Genomic DNA, 17,636 nt, shown 5'->3' on the forward strand with positions numbered 1-17,636 from the left:
TAAATCAAAAAAATTTAACTTTAGTAAATTTTTATATCAATGTTTTGCGATTTTAATGTTTATTTTTTTAATAAGATGAAAAAATTAGTTTCTAATTAACCATTATTTTTACTTTACTACGTTTTTTCGACATTTATTGCTTTTTAAAGAATAGTGGTGGTTTTAGGGGTAAAAATTTATATGAACAGCATCTAAAAACAGCAATGTTAGAGAAAAGAAGAATTCCATTTGGTCACAATTTTTTTAAGATAGCTAACATTAAAGAGCAGGTTAAATCGGTTTCTATTTTCAGTATATGATTATTTAAATTTCGAAAAATAGACCCTGGTTTTCTAATTTTTTATACATAGAAAACCAGAATCTTAAGTTATAAACAACTGTTCAAGTTAAAAAACATTAGCAATCCATAAGTTATAGTTGATTTTCATCATTTATAATTCCTGTTATTAATCCATAATTCTCAATGTGATTCACTTTCGTTTTAATGTATTTTGCATTCATCACAGCTTTCCAATCATTTCTAAAATAATCAGCATATAACCAGATGTGCATATCAGAATCAACTCGTCCGTAATTATAAAAATTCTTTGTCACAATATTCATTAAATTACTTGTTTCAAATTTTCCATAATTCGATAACTGAGTCGAAAGAATATCTAGGTTTTCAGCTTTAATCAAACCATACCAATCATTTTTAAAATTGGTGCCGCCTATTTCTAGATCTCCAAATGTAAATAAAGTCTTGTTATTGTAGAAATCATTAACGTTGATAGTTATATATCGATTAGCTTTTATTTCGTTCATGTTGTTCATTTTTCCACCGGCGATATCCAGTTTATCGGCATCAACATGACCTGCCCAATCATTTTTAAAGTCTGCACTATATATACCAATATGATTATTAGATGTGAACCGACCTTGATTGTAGATGTTGTTAACAATGATTTGTAGATCATTAGTCGCATTAAAGGTACTATGATTGTCCAGTTTATTAGCAAATATTGTCACTAAATCAGCTTTAACAAGACTTTCATTTCCTTCATTTGAAAAATATGAGGTATTAATATCTAAATTTTCATCAGATAATAACTTAAATTTGTTATATAACTGTTTAACATCGATTTTTAGGGAATCTTGAGCAGTTATCAAACCTTTATTTTCTAATGTTGTACCGGATAGATCAATTTTGTCAGCGCTTATTGAAGCATTCATCTCATTTTTTAGTTTGTCACCCTGAATGCTTAATTCATGTTTCGCCAATATCTTCCCTTGGTTATAAAAATCCTTAGATTTAATTTTAATTTGATCTTTTGACTGTATCGAACCAAAGTTAGAAAAACTTTCATTGACGATCTGTTGGTCGAATTCAATTAAATTAGCGTTGATTGTTCCTTGCCAATCATTTTTAAAATTCTTATTCTGATTTACTTTTAGAGTTTTTATTGCATCAAATTGACCATTATTGTAAAAATCATTACTTTCAACGATTATTTTACTGGATGAGTATACCGAACCTTTATTTTCAAAATAATCATTATTGGCATATAATTCACCGACTTTTATTTTGCCAAAAGCGGTATTAATAAAGTCACTACCCACTTCATAAAAATAGCCTACATCGATAAGACCTTCGTTAACACTTTTATGTGGATTTATTAACTTGAAATAATCAGCTATTATTTTGCCATTGATGCCATTGTTATAGTTTATTTCAGCAGATATATCCAATGCGCCAGTTAAAATTGTACCATCAGAATCGAAATTTTGTGTTATAACTTCCGCATCATAAGCGTTTATTATTCCGTCTTTTTTGTTAGAAAATTCTATACTATTAATCCTGATTTCGTTTCTTCCCACTAATTCATTAAGATTCGTGATACTTTTAACATTCATAGTTAATCTATTGTCGGCAACAAGTTGACCATAATTGACAAATTCGTCACCAAAAATTTTGATATTATTTGATTCAATTTTGCCTTTCCAATCATTTTTGAATTTTCTACTGTTTATAGTGACTTCTTTTTTAGCAGCTAATTTTTTATTATTTTCAAACTGATTTGCGAGCAGATTAATTGTGTCATTTACGTTAATATTGCCTGTATTTTTTGCCATATTCGCATTAATTTTTAGATTTTGCGCTTTTATATTTGCTGAATAACTATTATCAAACTCTTTACTCGTTGTTGTAATCTGTTTACCCGAAGATATTAATCCTTGGTTACCAACCCAACTTTCTGCATTAAGCGTGATATCACCTTGCGCATTTAATCTATCAACATTTTTTATTTCTGCTTTACTGGATAATACAATGTTTTTTGAACTTTCAATTGTTGAATGGTTTTCAATTCCACCATAAGTCGTTTTGAATTCAAGGTTTTGCGCTGAACTGATATAACCAGCATTAATTACTTTGCCATCGTTGGTTACAGTTAATGTTCCTGCATTTGCCAATAACGTCCCATTATTTCGTACACCAACGCCATGTTCTGTCCCAACCATTCTAATTTTATCCGCATACATGCCCCCTAATCTTGAGACATCTATGCCAAACTCGGGTTGTCCAACGTGATTATCAAAGCCTTGTGTATCAATATGTTTTAAATCCGCGCTAACTTTTGCTTTACCCGTTATGACATTGATTTCTTTATTTGCCCATAATTTAGCATTGATATTGACACTTCGAGCGATCAGATCACTATAATCTTGTCCGGTATCATTTAGACCATTACCTGTAATTTGAATATGACCTTTTTCGACCAAATAGCCTTCTAGGTTACCATTTGTTACTATCGGTTTACCGGTTGTTAACGTGGCTCTATCTGCATTGATAAAGCCACAATTATCACAGGTAATCCCAGCTGGATTAGCGATTATCACCTGTGCTTTTTGTCCGGCGACTTCAATATAACCATTTAATTGGCTGATATTGTTAGAATTAACTTCATTTAAAATGACTTTTGCGCTGTTTTGTAATAGTGGATTACCATTGATATTTCCTGCTAGTTGTGTATTCGTGCCACCAGTAGCATTATTAAGAATCACACCCTTTTTTGACACATCAAATTGAGTATATTTATTATGAGACACACCGTTTCTACTCGGTGCAACAATATTGATTTGTGTTGTACCATTTTGTAATTCCTTAACGACAGGACGTTGATTTTGATTGGCTAAGGGATCAACCACAATACCTTTTGCATAAGTTGTACCAACAATACTTACCATACCTAATGCAATATAGGATAAAAATGCAAGTGGTTTTAATGTGCAATATTTTGTATCGTTATTTGAATTCTGTTTAATATCCGTTTTTTTAGCTTTTCGGCTGCAACGTGATATCGCCTGATGTGATTTTACAATTTCAGATACCACAACGAACAATCCACGAGTTTTATTAAAAACAATGCGATAAAAATTTTTATTCATAGTATGTCTCACCTTTCATAGATCTACTCTTTTTTACTCAAAAAGAATCGGAATTTTCTTAAAAACCAGTCATTTTATAAAAATCAATTTATTCTATAATCAAGGCATAAATTAAGATTACTGGTTTACAAAATGACTAATATCAATTAGTTACTACAATGAAAAAATGACTACAGTGTAATTAACAATCTGTTAATTGAATTGAATCAAATCCAATTAATATCAATAGTTAATATAACTTTTTACTGCAAAATGTAATGTGAAATTAAGCTCATATCCATTAGTCATCGTTTTATATAAGTTATCGATAGTTAACTTTCATAAAATAGGACTATTCAAATAAGGTTAATTCAAGTTATAAAAAGGAAATTTAATAGAATCTAACAACCTGTATAGCGAAATTAGATGGCTATTCTTTTATGGCTGACTGAATGCTTACAATCAACAAAAATAGTGACCTTTTTAATGTTATGTATCTTATCTTGGTGGTAAGAGTTAAGACTTTTCCGCGATTAATAAACACTTAAAAAAACTGTAATCAATTTATTAATATTTGATCGTTTTATCATCAGTTTACAAAGTAATGATAAAACCCATGATTATGCGGTTTAGATAAGATAACTTATATATAATAATCTTTAAATAAACTTTCAGTCAAAGGTTTATTTAAAATATCTTCATTAGCTTTACAAAAAATTTTTTTAATTTTTCTTCATTAACTAATGCATTAATTATTATGGAGTTATTTAATTGATTTTATTTAGTACTTATTATTGTTTATTGAAAACAATAATAAGTACTAATTTATTGTTGGCTAAATGATAGGTAACACTAATAAGTCCAATTTAAATAGAATCCGAGTGTTAAATGATTAGTATTAAATTTGTCAGGTTTATGTAGGGGCACGCCAGCAAACATATCATAATAAAGACCAAAGTGACGTCCTCTAATTCCGATAGCCGAACCGACTAATTTTTTACCCGTCAGATTTTCGGAATTTCCCCCAAATACACCACCGGCATCTAATCCTAAATATAATTGCTGGTTTAGTGGCGTATACCATATTAAATCATTGCGAATAAACCAGCCATTATCGGCACTTAACATCTCTTCACCATCAAATCCTCGTACCGTCCAACGACTACCAATCGAAAATCGATCCGGTGCAGTTAATTTATTACGTCGAGTGTATTGTCCTTGTGAATCAAGGCTGTATCCAAAATTTTGATTACCGAGTTTAAAAGGCACATAAACCGAAAAATTAGCATTAATGATATCGGTTAGAGCACTACCGATTTCAGATTTTTCTTCAAATGCTTTTTGTGCGCCAAACCAACGTACGCCTTTTTGATAAGATGCACCTGCATAAACAACGATATTATCGAAGTAGTGACTATGCTGTAAGCCAATTCGCCAATTGCTTGTTTTGCGCCGCTGAATTTCGATTTCGGTATCATTGATGAAATTGTGAGACTCTCTTAAATTGATGCCATAACTTAATATTGTTTTTTGCGCTTCATTACGGTGCAATACTCGGCTTATTTGAAAATTATAATATTTACTCCGTCCTTTATATTGATAATCGACCACATCCGAAATTTTTTGATTATAGGTATTTGCATACATCGAGGCATCAAAAAGCCAATAACCAAATGGGACAGAATAGGCGAATAGATAATTTTTTGAGCCATAATCGTCCACGCCCTCTAAATTATGTCCACCAGAAACATAAAAACTGTCACTAAGACCAAGTGGATTATCCAAATAAAGTGTGAGCCCACCTTGATAGCGACCCGTACTTTTTGATCCCGAATTATCTAACGATAATCCTATTCGCCAATATTTCGATTGTTGACGTTGGATAACAATATCTGTTTCACCGGCCTCTTCTCCTGGTAATAATTGGATTTGAGCACTGGCAGTTGGGATTCGCTGAAAATTTTCAAGTCCTTGTTCGATAGCGCGTAAGTTAAGTAAATCCCCTTTTTTTAATGGCATATTACTTGTTAAATTGGCTCTGGTGTCACTATCTGATGAATAAAAAATATTTCTTACCGTTCCTTTCAGCAACAATAAAGTAAATGTTCCTGAATTAAGATCTTGTTGAGGCGCCAAAACCCGTGTTGTGATATAGCCATAACTAATAAGCTGATTTTGTAATTCCGTCATCAGTAAATTTAAACCTTTGCCACCCAAACAACGACCTTCCGCTTGTTTGGCTAACGTATTTAACGGTATGGTAATTGGAAAGGCATCACGTTCTAACAATTCAACATGTTGAATCGGAAAACAAAATTCCTCTTCAGGAAAATTGATCGTCTGAATTTTTTGTAAAGGTGACATTAAACTTACATTAGGTGTTTTAGTTGACAATGCCTCTTCTGTTGCTTTTTGTCTTTCTTGTTGGTAGATCAGCTGCTGATCACTGATCTTTCGTTCTTGTGCTGTCGGTAACTGCTCAGCAAATACGTTATTTGAAAAGATAAAACTTATTACTACAATTAACAATACTCTGATTTTCATCATTTTTCCTATTATTGTATTTTAGTTTGCGCTAATGTTAATTCGATAATCGAATTTAGTCCATAAAAAAATAGACATGCGTTAAAAATAATCAGTTCAATCGTTAAAATCTTTTCTAAATAAAAGAAAATATATTAGGATATATCAGCATGAAAATTTGAAATAAATCGTTTGAAATCTCGCAGGCAATATTTTGATTATACTAATTGATAATTATGATTCTTTTACGTTTAATATTTATGATTATCTTTGTCGAGCTAAAGCCAAAGTTAAAGTGATTAAAAATAATGAGATGACAATTGACCAATTGAAAAAATTAAACTTTTCTAAAATTGTTCTCTCACCAGGACCGGGGAGTCCTAGCAATGCAGGAATAACTCTTTCCGTTCTAGCTGAATTCAATCGTAGCTGCCCAATATTCGGGATCTGTTTAGGACATCAAGCAATAGCACAGTATTTTGGATATGAGATTGTCAAATCTCCGCAACCAATGCACGGTAAACTCGATAATATTAATCATGATGGTCAAGGAATCTTTACTGGAATTGACAATCCACTGACGGTAGTGCGTTATCACTCTTTAATGGTAAGGGATAATTTATTACCTACATCATCACCACTCATTGTCACCGCACGAAATAAACAAGGATTGATTATGGGATTACGCCATAAATATTTACCTATTGAGTCGGTACAATTTCATCCTGAAGCAATCAAAACAGATTGTGGTTTGCAAATCATCAAAAATTTTGTTCATCAATAGGATTTACATGAAAGTTCATATCGATTTTGAAGGTCAACATAAATATTTTTGCGATCCCATAAAAATATTAGCAACAACTAAAGTGTCATGCATAAAAAAATGCTTAGAAGAGATTGAATCATTTATTGCACAAGGATTTTATGCAGTAGGATATTTAGCCTATGAGAGTGCAATGGGCTTTAATCAGGCTAATCAAACCCAATCCAATCCGCCTCAAGATACCGATTTACCTCTACTATTATTTGGTATTTATGATAAATACACATCTCACCCTCCTAAATCAATACCTCATTATCAGGCAGAACCATTAGTATTAAGCTGTGATACAACTATTGAAGAATATAATCAAAAAATTGATTTTATCCGTTCTCAAATTGAATTAGGAAATACTTATCAAACCAATTATACCATTCAATTTAAAGCGCCTTTTGACGGAAATCCGATTGATTATTACTATTTTCTTCAAAAAAATAATCAGGCAGATTATTGCGCTTATTTTGAACATGATGATTATCATATTTTATCGATTTCACCCGAGTTATTTTTTAGGATTGAAAATAAAACGATTACCACCAAACCGATGAAAGGCACGGTAGGACGAGGTTTGACTACACAACAAGATAATCAACAACGCCTTTTGCTGATGTCAGAAAAAAATCTAGCAGAAAATATGATGATTGTTGATTTACTTCGCAATGATTTAAGTCAAATTTCCAAACCAGGCACGGTTGTTGTACCAACGCTCTTTTCTGCTGAAAAATATCCAACCGTGTGGCAATTAACCTCAACTATTGAGGGGCAATTAATTGAAGATATTCATTTATTCGACATTTTTCGAGCATTATTTCCATGCGGTTCAATCACCGGTGCGCCAAAAATTAGTACGATGCAAATTATCGCTCAAATTGAGAACACTGCTCGAGGGGTCTATTGCGGCACGATTGGATATATTGAACCATTTGGGCATAAAATGGTATTTAACGTGCCAATTCGCACATTAACGATAAATCAGCAATATATGCATTATGGTGTGGGTGGAGGGATTACCTGGGATTCCACTTCGCAAGATGAATATAACGAAATTTTAATTAAATCAGCAATTTTAAATCGTACAATTACCATACCAGAATACATTATTGAATCACTGTTACTTGAAAATGGTCAGTTTTTTTTATTGGATCAGCATTTAACAAGATTAACTGATTCTGCAAGTTATTTTAATTTTAAGTGCAATATCCGTATCATTAAGTTAGCCCTAATGAATCTGGCAAACACCTATTCTAAAAATTTGTATAAAATACGGATTTTACTTAGAGAAAATGGGCAGTTTGAGATTAATCATGATAGTATTATCACGCCTTTGCAAATCGCCGAAATTGGGTTTGCTCCAAATTGTGTTAATAACCAGAATCTCTTTTTATACCACAAAACATCAATTCGGCATCATTTTCCGGCTCTACTCCCTGCAAAAGAGTATATTAACTTTAATCAACATGACGAAATCACAGAGTTTGTTAATGGTAATATCGCGTTATTGGTTGATAATCAATGGGTAACCCCCAAAATCACCTCTGGTTTACTGGCAGGGACAATGCGGCAATTTTATTTGGAATCAAAACAATTAGTTGAAAAAACACTGACTAAAAAAGATGTATTATACGCTGAAAAAATTGCATTCATTAATAGTGTTCGCAAATGGGTGGAAATTGATGATAAAGTTTTTAACCACTTCAAACAACAATTAAAAAACGCAATGATATAAAGGTAACGATTTCGCCAACTCAATGGCGAAATGTTATCGAATCTCTTAACGTGTTATCGAGGTGACAAAGTCACGCTCTTCATCCTGCCAACCTTTCGATAATGCATTGACTAATGCGGCATAGCCATTATTTTTTAACGCTATACGATGTTCAAAAAATTTTGTTTCAATATTATCTTTACTATCTTTAACAACCCAACGCCCTTTTATTATCGCATCGCCGGTGTAACTGCCATGAAATCCATCAATAAATAGTTTGACGGTCATTGTTGGGGTAGTAATTGCTTTGGTTGAAACTAAATAATGAGGTAAAAAAATCGCTAAATCTTGTTCTAAACGATCACCAAGTTGTTGTGAAAGCGATGATCCCCATAAATTGTTTGAGGCCGTAACAAACTGAATATTATCCGTTTGCAAGACAATCCCTTGTTTGTTTAAAAAACTAGCTACATCTATGGATTCAATCCATATAAAACCATGCGCTGAATTCAAGGTTTGTGAACGTTGATTTTGTAAATGACTCTCTAATTGAAAGTAATGTTTTTCAGCGGTTCCTGAAGAACAGCCAACTAATGTCGTTAATAATGCCATAATCCCAATTGTAAAAATGCGATTTATTATGCTTTTCATTATTTTTTACCTTTTGCTTTGGGTTCCAAATCTTGTTTAACAGGTGCAGAGAATATTAAAGCATTGCTTTTATCATTCAATGTGCTTAACAATGGCGTCAACTCATCCATCATTTGTTGAATTTTTTGCAAACTCTCTTTTATTTGATTATTCATTTCTGAACCAGGTTGTAATTCTTTCATTGTATCGTTCAATGAGCGTAACGCTTTTTGCAGATCTTTTGGCATCGTTTGCATCTCTTTGCTTGCCATGATCTTATTCAACGAATTCATTAAACGCTCACTCGATGCCAATGATTGATTAAACTGATCCATTGTTTTATTCAGTGGTAAATTATTGAAGTTATCTAATAATTGTAAAATTTTAGCTTGTATTTGTGCTATGCCTGTTGAAGTAGTGTCGATGGTATCATAACCATATTGCACAGCTGTTTTTTCATTGTATTCATTTTTTAAATCAGGGTAAAAATCCAAATCAATATACAGCGCACCCGTAAATAAATTTGATGTTTTAAGCGAAGCTCTTAAACCATTTTTTTGTTCTTCCATGATCTGCTTTGCAATATCGATTTTTTCATCCACTAAGTCGGATAAACGATCAGGTTCAATCTTAATTAAGACCGGTACTTTTTGATTCAGTATTGACGATTCATTTAACATGTCTATGGTATAAAATGGCACTTTGCTAACCGTACCGAGTCTTATTCCATGATACTCAACCGGTGCGCCAACATTTAGCCCCGATATGGAATCTGAAATCATGATCAGGAACTCTTTATATTGAGTGTATTGAGATTCTTGTATCGACTTTTTATCATCGTATAATTGATATAATGCATACTGCTGTGCTGGAGCCCCCAATTTAGATCCATCCGGTAAATCAAAACTGATTCCCCCAGATAACAGAACATCTAAAGAAGGAAAATTCAAACTTGCACCCATAGAAGAAAGTGTTAAATTAATTCCACCTTCTTTCCAAAATCTAACATTTTGTGTCACTAGCGCATCATAAGGCTCTTTGATGAAAATTTGATATTTCATTTTACGCGCTTCAACATCAAACAACGAGGTTTCTACATTCCCTACCCGATAGCCTCTAAACATCACTGAAGCACCACGCGGTATCATTCCGCTTTGATCACTTTCTAAATTTAACCGAATGCCCTTAATACTTGGATCGGATATGGGTGGCGAATCGGACAATTCAAACGGATCGTTTTTAAAGCTATGTTTATCATTTCCTGCGACTAATTCAATATAAACACCCGATAAAATCGTACCTAATCCCGTAACTCCATCACGCCCTATTTCTGGTTTAACCACCCAAAATATGGAGTCATTTTTAAGCAAAGGCTCCATATTTTTATAGATTCGTCCTTTGATGACAACTTGATTATAATCATCCGATAACGTCACTTGATCTATTATGCCTACATCAACACTACGATTTTTAATCACCGTTTTTCCAGCAACAATACCACTAGCATCTTTTGCCAGCAAAGTGAAGGATGTACCTCTATCAGCAAAATGAGAGTAAATTATCCAAAGCCCAACAATTACAGTAACAATAGGGATAATCCATATTGCTGAGATAGCTCTGATTTTGATAATTTTTGCTAATCTATTTGAATTTGTCATATGTTTCCTATAACGCTAATTTCTAATTGGTCTACGATCCCAAATTAATCGAGGATCAAATTTTTGCGATGCAATCATTGTCACAATTACGACGGTGGCAAAAAATACAACACCAATATCTGGATATACCCCCATCATTTGTTGATTTCTAACTAATGAACACACGACAGAAACCACAAAGATATCAATCATTGACCATTTACCGATAAATTCGACAGCACTATATAATTTTTTCATTCTCAAACAATTTTGTTTATTTTTTCGCTTAACCGCTAAGGCAAAATAACAAAGCCAGCTAAGTGAAATAATTTTCAAAATTGGAATAACAACACTCGCTGTAAAAATAATTAACGCAACAGGAACATCACCCGCTTGCCACATATAGATGACCCCATCCATAATGGTTGAAGTCGATGATGAACCAAATACAACCGTTATCATAATGCCATATAAATTTGCTGGAATATAAATTAGTAATGAAGTTGTTAGTAATGCAATCGTCCATTGTATTTTATTACGGTTTCGAATCTGACTTTTCTGTTTACATCGAGGACATTTAGCATACTCAAAAGGAACAATAGCCTGACAACAGCTACATAACTTTAATTTTTGACTGATTGCCGTTTTACCTGTTTTTAATTCGCCTTTAGCAAAATTATTTGTTTTAATCTCATTCCAAATTGCATCCGGAGAAAAAATAACTAACGCTTTTATATAAAAAAAGGCGAATAAACAAAAAGCCCAAAATGAACTGGTTACGCCGATATTACCGTAACTCATCAACTTAACAAAGCTAACCAGTACCCCTGTTAGAAATATTTCTGGCATGCACCAGTGTTGAAATCTTTCGTATACAACTAACAGATCTCTTTTGCGATATTTTGAAAGCTCTATTTTAGAGCAAAGTAGCGCAATAATTGCTAAATTAATAACGGGAAAAAGCAATACAAACACGACAAAAAGCGCCGAAATATAACTGTAATTATCATCAAATAGTGTTTTAGGTATATCAATAACACTCACGCCATTAAAATTACCGACCAGACGAATATCAATAAATATAAAATGACTTGCTGCGATAACCATTATCAATGCACATATGGCGTAGATCATCGCTTTAAACTTCATATCTGCATTATTTTTAGCTAAGGTTGTATTACAACGAGGACATACCGCCTTATGTTTCAAAAGAATATCAGATAGCTCTACAACCAAATCGCAATTTGGGCACAATTCATATTCATTACATTGTTTATCAATGGTCATTATTTCCCTTTATGTAAGCGCTAATGAGATATGTAAAAAAAGTTAAGTTTAGCATAACATTTAAGTCTAAAGCTTTAAACAATTTGATCGACAAAAAATTGACTTCAATAAGATTAACTTAATCCGTATATGACTTATTAATCGCATTAAACTCACAGTAACAAATACCATTTTGCAGGAAAAACGAGCAAGTAATATCCAATTTTTACCTTATTTACTTTCTATTTTTTCAATTATTTTTTTGATAAACAAGTTCATTGGTTTTTATTTGTCCCAATGTATTGCTGGCTAACACTTATCTCGAATTGAACTAAACTATCTCTATTTTTAGTCCCTCACTTAAGTCTAAATTAGCGCATGAATTTAGTCGACATCATGAAAAAAAACATTTTATTATGTATCAGTTATTATCTATTTTATTTAAAGCAAAAAAAACTTGATACTGTATAACAATACAGTATAATACCACCCAATATGCTAACTCAGTGGAATTTTATTATATGAACGAAAACAAACAACGTGCACTTTCAGCAGCATTAAGTCAAATCGAAAAACAATTTGGTAAAGGTTCTATTATGCGTTTAGGGGATACCCAAACGTTAGATGTTGATGCCGTCTCAACTGGTTCTTTAGGACTTGATATTGCATTAGGCATTGGTGGCTTACCAATGGGGCGAATAGTTGAAATTTTTGGACCAGAATCATCAGGTAAAACCACATTAACATTATCGGTTATTGCACAGGCTCAAAAAGAAGGTAAAACTTGCGCATTTATTGATGCAGAACACGCCTTAGATCCAATTTATGCAGCTAAATTAGGCGTACAAGTTGATGACTTATTAGTTTCACAACCCGACACTGGTGAACAAGCACTTGAAATTTGTGATGCATTAGTTCGTTCTGGCGCAGTTGATGTGATCATTGTCGACTCGGTAGCAGCATTAACACCTAAAGCTGAAATTGAAGGTGAAATGGGTGATTCGCATATGGGGTTACAAGCTCGTTTGATGTCACAAGCCCTGCGAAAACTTACTGCAAATATTAAAAATGCGAATTGTTTAGTCGTATTTATTAACCAAATTCGGATGAAAATTGGTGTGATGTTTGGTAACCCAGAAACCACAACTGGTGGTAATGCACTTAAATTCTACGCATCTGTTCGTTTAGATATCCGTCGTACTGGTGCAGTAAAAGAAGGCGAAGATGTGATTGGTAGTGACACACGAGTTAAAGTTGTTAAAAATAAAGTCGCAGCGCCATTTAGACAAGCTGAATTTCAAATACTATATGGTTGTGGTATTTCTAAAGATGGTGAATTAATTGATTTAGGTGTGAAACATAAATTAGTTGATAAAGCGGGGGCATGGTATAGCTATAACGGCGAAAAAGTGGGTCAAGGAAAAGCGAATTCAATTAAATTTTTACAAGAGCATCCCGAAATTGCCAATGAACTTGAAACTAAATTACGAGAACTATTATTAAATAGTCCTGCGGTTTTTTCTGATGAAGACGCATCACCAGAAGATGAAAGTTTTGAGTAATGAACAAAAAACTCAATAAATCTATCTTAAATAAAGCTGTGCAATTACTTGCACAGCGTGACCATTCATCCTATAAATTAAACCAAAAACTAACACTATTTTTTGCCAAAAAAATCAAAAGTTCGGACGAAGAGTATCACGAACAATACCATCAACTTAGCTCAGAAATTAATGATGTTATTGAGTATTGTATTGAGCAAAATTGGATGAATGATGCCCAATATATTGAAAAATATATTACTATGCGAGCTAACAAAGGATATGGTAAATACCGAATTGCATTAGAACTTAAGCAACGAGGTTTACCAACCGACTTAAGCCGTGAAATTCTGAATAATTCAGATATAAATTGGTCTGAAATTGCTCACCAACAATTAATTAAAAAATTTAAACAAATTGATCCCAAAAATAAACCTTTGTGGTACAAAAACATACAATTCTTAACAACCCGAGGTTATACACAAGATGATGTAAAAAATGTGTACAGTTTGTTGACTTAAACTGGTAAAATATCTAAAATGTATTCAATCGAAGTTTGAACGATACCCTTTACGAATAAAGCTCACTAGGTCATTTTATTTTTTCCTTATTTACTTGTAATATTAGCTAGATTCACTGCAGTATAAAGAACATCTACTATTCAACTTTAGTTGTAACGGGTATATTACTATATTTAAATATCTATCATTTTTATATGGAAGCCTAAATGAAAAGCACTGCAGAAATACGTCAAAATTTTCTTGACTTTTTCAATAGCAAAGGACACGAAATCGTAGCAAGTAGTTCCCTTGTTCCACATAATGATCCAACATTACTATTCACTAATGCTGGAATGAATCAATTTAAAGATGTATTTCTTGGTATAGATAAACGTCCTTATAGTCGAGCAACAACAGCACAACGTTGCGTACGCGCTGGCGGTAAACATAACGATCTTGATAATGTTGGCTACACAGCTAGACATCATACTTTCTTTGAAATGCTAGGTAATTTTAGTTTTGGTGATTACTTCAAACGTGATGCAATTCATTTTGCATGGGAATTATTAACCAGTAAAGAATGGTTTAATCTTCCAAAAGATAAGCTTACTGTTACTGTTTATGAAACAGATGACGAAGCTTATGCTATTTGGGAAAAAGATATCGGTATTCCAAAAGAACGTATTATACGAATTGGCGATAATAAAGGTGCGCCTTATGCATCTGATAACTTTTGGCAAATGGGTGATACCGGCCCTTGTGGACCGTGTACCGAAATTTTTTATGATCATGGTGATCATTTATGGGGTGGACCGCCAGGTAGCCCTGAAGAAGATGGTGACCGTTTCATTGAAATTTGGAATATCGTCTTTATGCAGTTTAATCGCCATGCCGACGGTACCATGGAGCCTTTACCTAAACCTTCTGTTGATACAGGTATGGGACTTGAACGTATTGCTGCCGTACTGCAACATGTTAACTCTAATTACGATATTGATTTATTTAAACAGTTAATTAAAGATGCAGCTGAAATTATTCAAACTAAAGATTTAGAAAATAAATCTTTGCGAGTTATTGCCGATCATATTCGATCTTGTGCGTTTTTAATTTCAGATGGTGTGATGCCTTCCAATGAAGGTCGTGGCTATGTATTACGTCGAATCATCCGACGAGCAGTACGACATGGTCATATGCTTGGCGCAAAAGGAATATTCTTCTATAAACTGGTAAAACCATTAATTAACGTAATGGAAAATGCCGCAGTAGAATTAAATAATAATCGTGAACATGTTGAAAATACCCTGAGACTAGAAGAAGAACAATTCTTAAAAACATTAGAACGTGGTTTATTCTTACTTGATCAAGAATTAGCAAAAATTACAGGTCATGTTTTACCGGGTGATATTGCCTTTAAGCTTTATGATACTTACGGTTTCCCATTAGACTTAACGGCTGATGTATGCCGTGAAAAAAATATCACGATTGATGAAGTCGGTTTTAATAACTGTATGGAAGAGCAACGAAAACGCGCGCGTGAATCAAGTTCATTTAGTGTTGATTATAGCAATGTGATTAAACTTGATGAGGTAACTGAATTTTTAGGTTATCAAGCAACAGAATCTTCCGCAAAAGTTATAGCGATTTTTAAAAATGGCCAAAAAGTTGACAGTATTCATGCCGGTGAAGACGCAATTGTGATATTAGATAAAACCCCTTTCTATGGTGAGTCTGGTGGTCAAATTGGCGATAAAGGTGTCTTAACCAATGCTAACCTTGAATACACCGTTTTTGATAGTCAGAAATATGGGAAAAGTATTGGTCATTTAGGGCAGATCGTAAAAGGATCCCTAAAAGTTGGTGATAATGTTACTGCAGCGATTGATGTTGAGCTACGTGAACGCATTCGTCGTAATCATTCTGCTACACATTTATTGCAAGCTGCACTGCAACAAATTTTAGGCAATCATGTTCATCAAAAAGGTTCATTAGTCAATGATAGCTATCTGCGTTTTGACTTTTCACATAATCAAGCCATAACAGCAGAGCAAATTACTGAAATTGAAAATCTGGTGAATCAACAAATACGTCGTAACTTACCTGTCGATATTGAGTTAATGCCAATAGATGAAGCTAAAAATAGAGGCGCTATGGCATTATTTGGTGAGAAATACGAAGACATTGTTAGAGTGCTAACAATGGGAGATTTTTCGATTGAATTGTGCGGAGGTACGCATGTTGATCGAACTGGTGATATAGGTCTATTTAAAATTACCTCAGAATCCAGCATTGCTTCTGGTGTTCGTCGTATTGAAGCTACAACAGGGCAAAATGCAATGGAGTACATACACCATGAATCCAATTTGTTAACGCAAATTGAACAATTGGTAAAAAGCGACAAATCTACAGTTTTAGTTCGTATTGAGCAATTGCTTGAACAAACTAAACAGTTAGAGAAAACCATAGAGCAATTAAATGCACAAAAAGCTAGCCAACAAAGTGCACAACTGCTCAATCAATGTGAAAACATTGGTAATAAAAATTTGCTAATCGCTAAACTTGATAATGTCGAAGCGAAACAATTGCGCACAATGATTGATGATCTTAAAAATCAATTGAAGTCTGGAGTAATTGTTCTTGCTGCTGTTAATGGTGACAAAATTAATTTAGCTGCTGGTGTAACAAATGATTTAATTAATATTGTTAAAGCTGGCGAATTAGTATCTCAATTAGCATTAATGGTAGGTGGTAAAGGTGGTGGGCGGCCTGATTTCGCCCAAGCAGGTGGAATGGATCTTTCAGCGTTACCAGGAGCGTTATCTTCTGTGAAAAAGGAAATCAGTAATAAATTACAAGCTAGTTAGTGAGATAGATTCGATTGACTTAAAACAAGCCAACAGAGTTTGTCTTTTAAATCCATTATTGTGTTTATTGATGGACTAACGAAGCTACTTTTTATAACAGTTTGGATATATAAATAACTGAGAGTAGGAGATCGAATGTTAATTTTAACTCGGAGAGTAGGTGAAACACTAATTATTGGTGACGATGTTGTTATTACCATTTTGGGCGTGAAAGGCAATCAGGTCAGAATTGGTATTAATGCACCTAAAGAAGTTTCTATTCATCGTGAAGAAATCTATAACAGAATCCATCAAGCACAAAACAAGGCTGATGAGGTTTCTGAGCCTAAAGAATAGCAATATTTTGGGCACGAATTAAACAACTAGAACGCGTAAGCAAAAAAATGTTTGACTTATTTTTTGTAAACCGTAATATGTGCGCCACACATAATGATTTTGTTGTTCAGATAAAATCATGGTTGTTTTGGTGAGATGGCCGAGAGGCTGAAGGCGCTCCCCTGCTAAGGGAGTATGCGGTCAAAAGCTGCATCGAGGGTTCGAATCCCTCTCTCACCGCCATTTTTAAAAATTTAAAATATGCATCCGTAGCTCAGCTGGATAGAGTACCCGGCTACGAACCGGGCGGTCAGGGGTTCGAATCCCTTCGGATGCACCATTTTAACAAAATTCAAAATATGCATCCGTAGCTCAGCTGGATAGAGTACCCGGCTACGAACCGGGCGGTCAGGGGTTCGAATCCCTTCGGATG

At 33.6% G+C, this 17,636-nt stretch carries 11 protein-coding genes and 3 tRNA genes; 9 read left to right on the top strand and 5 right to left on the bottom strand.

All coding sequences use genetic code 11. The features are described 5' to 3' along the window. Nucleotides 1-411 precede the first annotated feature (411 nt). Entirely contained in the window at nucleotides 412-3,426 is a 3,015-nt protein-coding gene (locus ACGH6P_RS05855) for a filamentous hemagglutinin N-terminal domain-containing protein (protein WP_411596957.1), read from the bottom strand. An 831-nt stretch (nucleotides 3,427-4,257) separates the two neighbouring features. Further along, on the bottom strand, nucleotides 4,258-5,949 hold the full coding sequence (locus ACGH6P_RS05860) for a ShlB/FhaC/HecB family hemolysin secretion/activation protein (RefSeq protein ID WP_411596958.1): 1,692 nt from the start codon (nucleotides 5,947-5,949) through the stop codon (nucleotides 4,258-4,260). Between the two features lie 193 nt (nucleotides 5,950-6,142). On the opposite strand from ACGH6P_RS05860, the gene ACGH6P_RS05865 reads away from it, so the two are divergent. Beyond that, nucleotides 6,143-6,712: an anthranilate synthase component II gene (locus ACGH6P_RS05865; RefSeq protein ID WP_411596960.1), complete on the top strand. Its 570-nt coding sequence runs from the start codon at nucleotides 6,143-6,145 to the stop codon at nucleotides 6,710-6,712. Between the two features lie 7 nt (nucleotides 6,713-6,719). Further along, the gene (gene pabB, locus ACGH6P_RS05870) at nucleotides 6,720-8,474 is read left to right on the top strand and encodes an aminodeoxychorismate synthase component I (RefSeq protein WP_411596961.1); all 1,755 of its coding nucleotides are present in this window, start codon (nucleotides 6,720-6,722) and stop codon (nucleotides 8,472-8,474) included. A 45-nt stretch (nucleotides 8,475-8,519) separates the two neighbouring features. On the opposite strand, the gene ACGH6P_RS05875 is transcribed toward pabB, so the two are convergent. The 3 genes from ACGH6P_RS05875 to ACGH6P_RS05885 are packed head-to-tail and all read right to left on the bottom strand — an operon-like array spanning nucleotide 8,520 to nucleotide 12,007. Then, on the bottom strand, nucleotides 8,520-9,104 hold the full coding sequence (locus tag ACGH6P_RS05875) for a membrane integrity-associated transporter subunit PqiC (RefSeq protein ID WP_411596962.1): 585 nt from the start codon (nucleotides 9,102-9,104) through the stop codon (nucleotides 8,520-8,522). Further along, nucleotides 9,104-10,741 carry an intermembrane transport protein PqiB gene (pqiB, locus tag ACGH6P_RS05880; RefSeq protein WP_065559049.1) on the bottom strand — a complete coding sequence of 546 codons (1,638 nt, stop codon included), beginning with the start codon at nucleotides 10,739-10,741 and terminating at the stop codon, nucleotides 9,104-9,106. The genes ACGH6P_RS05875 and pqiB overlap by 1 nt, the downstream gene beginning before the upstream one ends. Nucleotides 10,742-10,756: 15 nt before the next feature. Then, nucleotides 10,757-12,007 (bottom strand): PqiA/YebS family transporter subunit, encoded by a 1,251-nt coding sequence (locus tag ACGH6P_RS05885; protein ID WP_267351739.1) that lies wholly within the window; start codon nucleotides 12,005-12,007, stop codon nucleotides 10,757-10,759. A gap of 500 nt (nucleotides 12,008-12,507) precedes the next feature. On the opposite strand from ACGH6P_RS05885, the gene recA reads away from it, so the two are divergent. The 7 genes from recA (at nucleotide 12,508) to ACGH6P_RS05920 (ending at nucleotide 17,636) form a co-directional block, all read left to right on the top strand. Next, entirely contained in the window at nucleotides 12,508-13,548 is a 1,041-nt protein-coding gene (recA, locus tag ACGH6P_RS05890) for a recombinase RecA (RefSeq protein ID WP_267351741.1), read from the top strand. Beyond that, nucleotides 13,548-14,048, top strand: a complete 501-nt coding sequence (locus tag ACGH6P_RS05895; RefSeq protein ID WP_411596963.1) for a regulatory protein RecX — start codon at nucleotides 13,548-13,550, stop codon at nucleotides 14,046-14,048. Before recA ends, ACGH6P_RS05895 begins: the two co-directional genes overlap by 1 nt. Before the next feature lie 206 nt (nucleotides 14,049-14,254). Continuing rightward, nucleotides 14,255-16,888, top strand: a complete 2,634-nt coding sequence (gene alaS / locus ACGH6P_RS05900; RefSeq protein ID WP_267377866.1) for an alanine--tRNA ligase — start codon at nucleotides 14,255-14,257, stop codon at nucleotides 16,886-16,888. A 135-nt stretch (nucleotides 16,889-17,023) separates the two neighbouring features. Next, nucleotides 17,024-17,224, top strand: coding sequence for a carbon storage regulator CsrA (gene csrA / locus ACGH6P_RS05905; RefSeq protein WP_065559044.1), 201 nt, complete (start codon nucleotides 17,024-17,026; stop codon nucleotides 17,222-17,224). Between the two features lie 129 nt (nucleotides 17,225-17,353). Further along, nucleotides 17,354-17,446 (top strand) — tRNA-Ser (locus ACGH6P_RS05910). A 20-nt stretch (nucleotides 17,447-17,466) separates the two neighbouring features. After that, a tRNA-Arg gene (locus tag ACGH6P_RS05915) sits at nucleotides 17,467-17,543 on the top strand. Between the two features lie 21 nt (nucleotides 17,544-17,564). After that, a tRNA-Arg gene (locus tag ACGH6P_RS05920) sits at nucleotides 17,565-17,636 on the top strand.

The sequence above is a fragment of the Gilliamella sp. CG25 genome, assembly GCF_046635705.1.
Taxonomy (GTDB): domain Bacteria; phylum Pseudomonadota; class Gammaproteobacteria; order Enterobacterales; family Orbaceae; genus Gilliamella; species Gilliamella apicola_I.

Bases quoted from the DNA above. Each gene is read 5' to 3' on its own strand.
- ACGH6P_RS05855 (WP_411596957.1), bottom strand. From the start codon at position 3,426: ATGAATAAAAATTTTTATCGCATTGTTTTTAATAAAACTCGTGGATTG.
- ACGH6P_RS05860 (WP_411596958.1), bottom strand. From the start codon at position 5,949: ATGAAAATCAGAGTATTGTTAATTGTAGTAATAAGTTTTATCTTTTCA.
- pabB (WP_411596961.1), top strand. From the start codon at position 6,720: ATGAAAGTTCATATCGATTTTGAAGGTCAACATAAATATTTTTGCGAT.
- ACGH6P_RS05875 (WP_411596962.1), bottom strand. From the start codon at position 9,104: ATGAAAAGCATAATAAATCGCATTTTTACAATTGGGATTATGGCATTA.
- pqiB (WP_065559049.1), bottom strand. From the start codon at position 10,741: ATGACAAATTCAAATAGATTAGCAAAAATTATCAAAATCAGAGCTATC.
- ACGH6P_RS05885 (WP_267351739.1), bottom strand. From the start codon at position 12,007: ATGACCATTGATAAACAATGTAATGAATATGAATTGTGCCCAAATTGC.
- recA (WP_267351741.1), top strand. From the start codon at position 12,508: ATGAACGAAAACAAACAACGTGCACTTTCAGCAGCATTAAGTCAAATC.
- ACGH6P_RS05895 (WP_411596963.1), top strand. From the start codon at position 13,548: ATGAACAAAAAACTCAATAAATCTATCTTAAATAAAGCTGTGCAATTA.
- alaS (WP_267377866.1), top strand. From the start codon at position 14,255: ATGAAAAGCACTGCAGAAATACGTCAAAATTTTCTTGACTTTTTCAAT.
- csrA (WP_065559044.1), top strand. From the start codon at position 17,024: ATGTTAATTTTAACTCGGAGAGTAGGTGAAACACTAATTATTGGTGAC.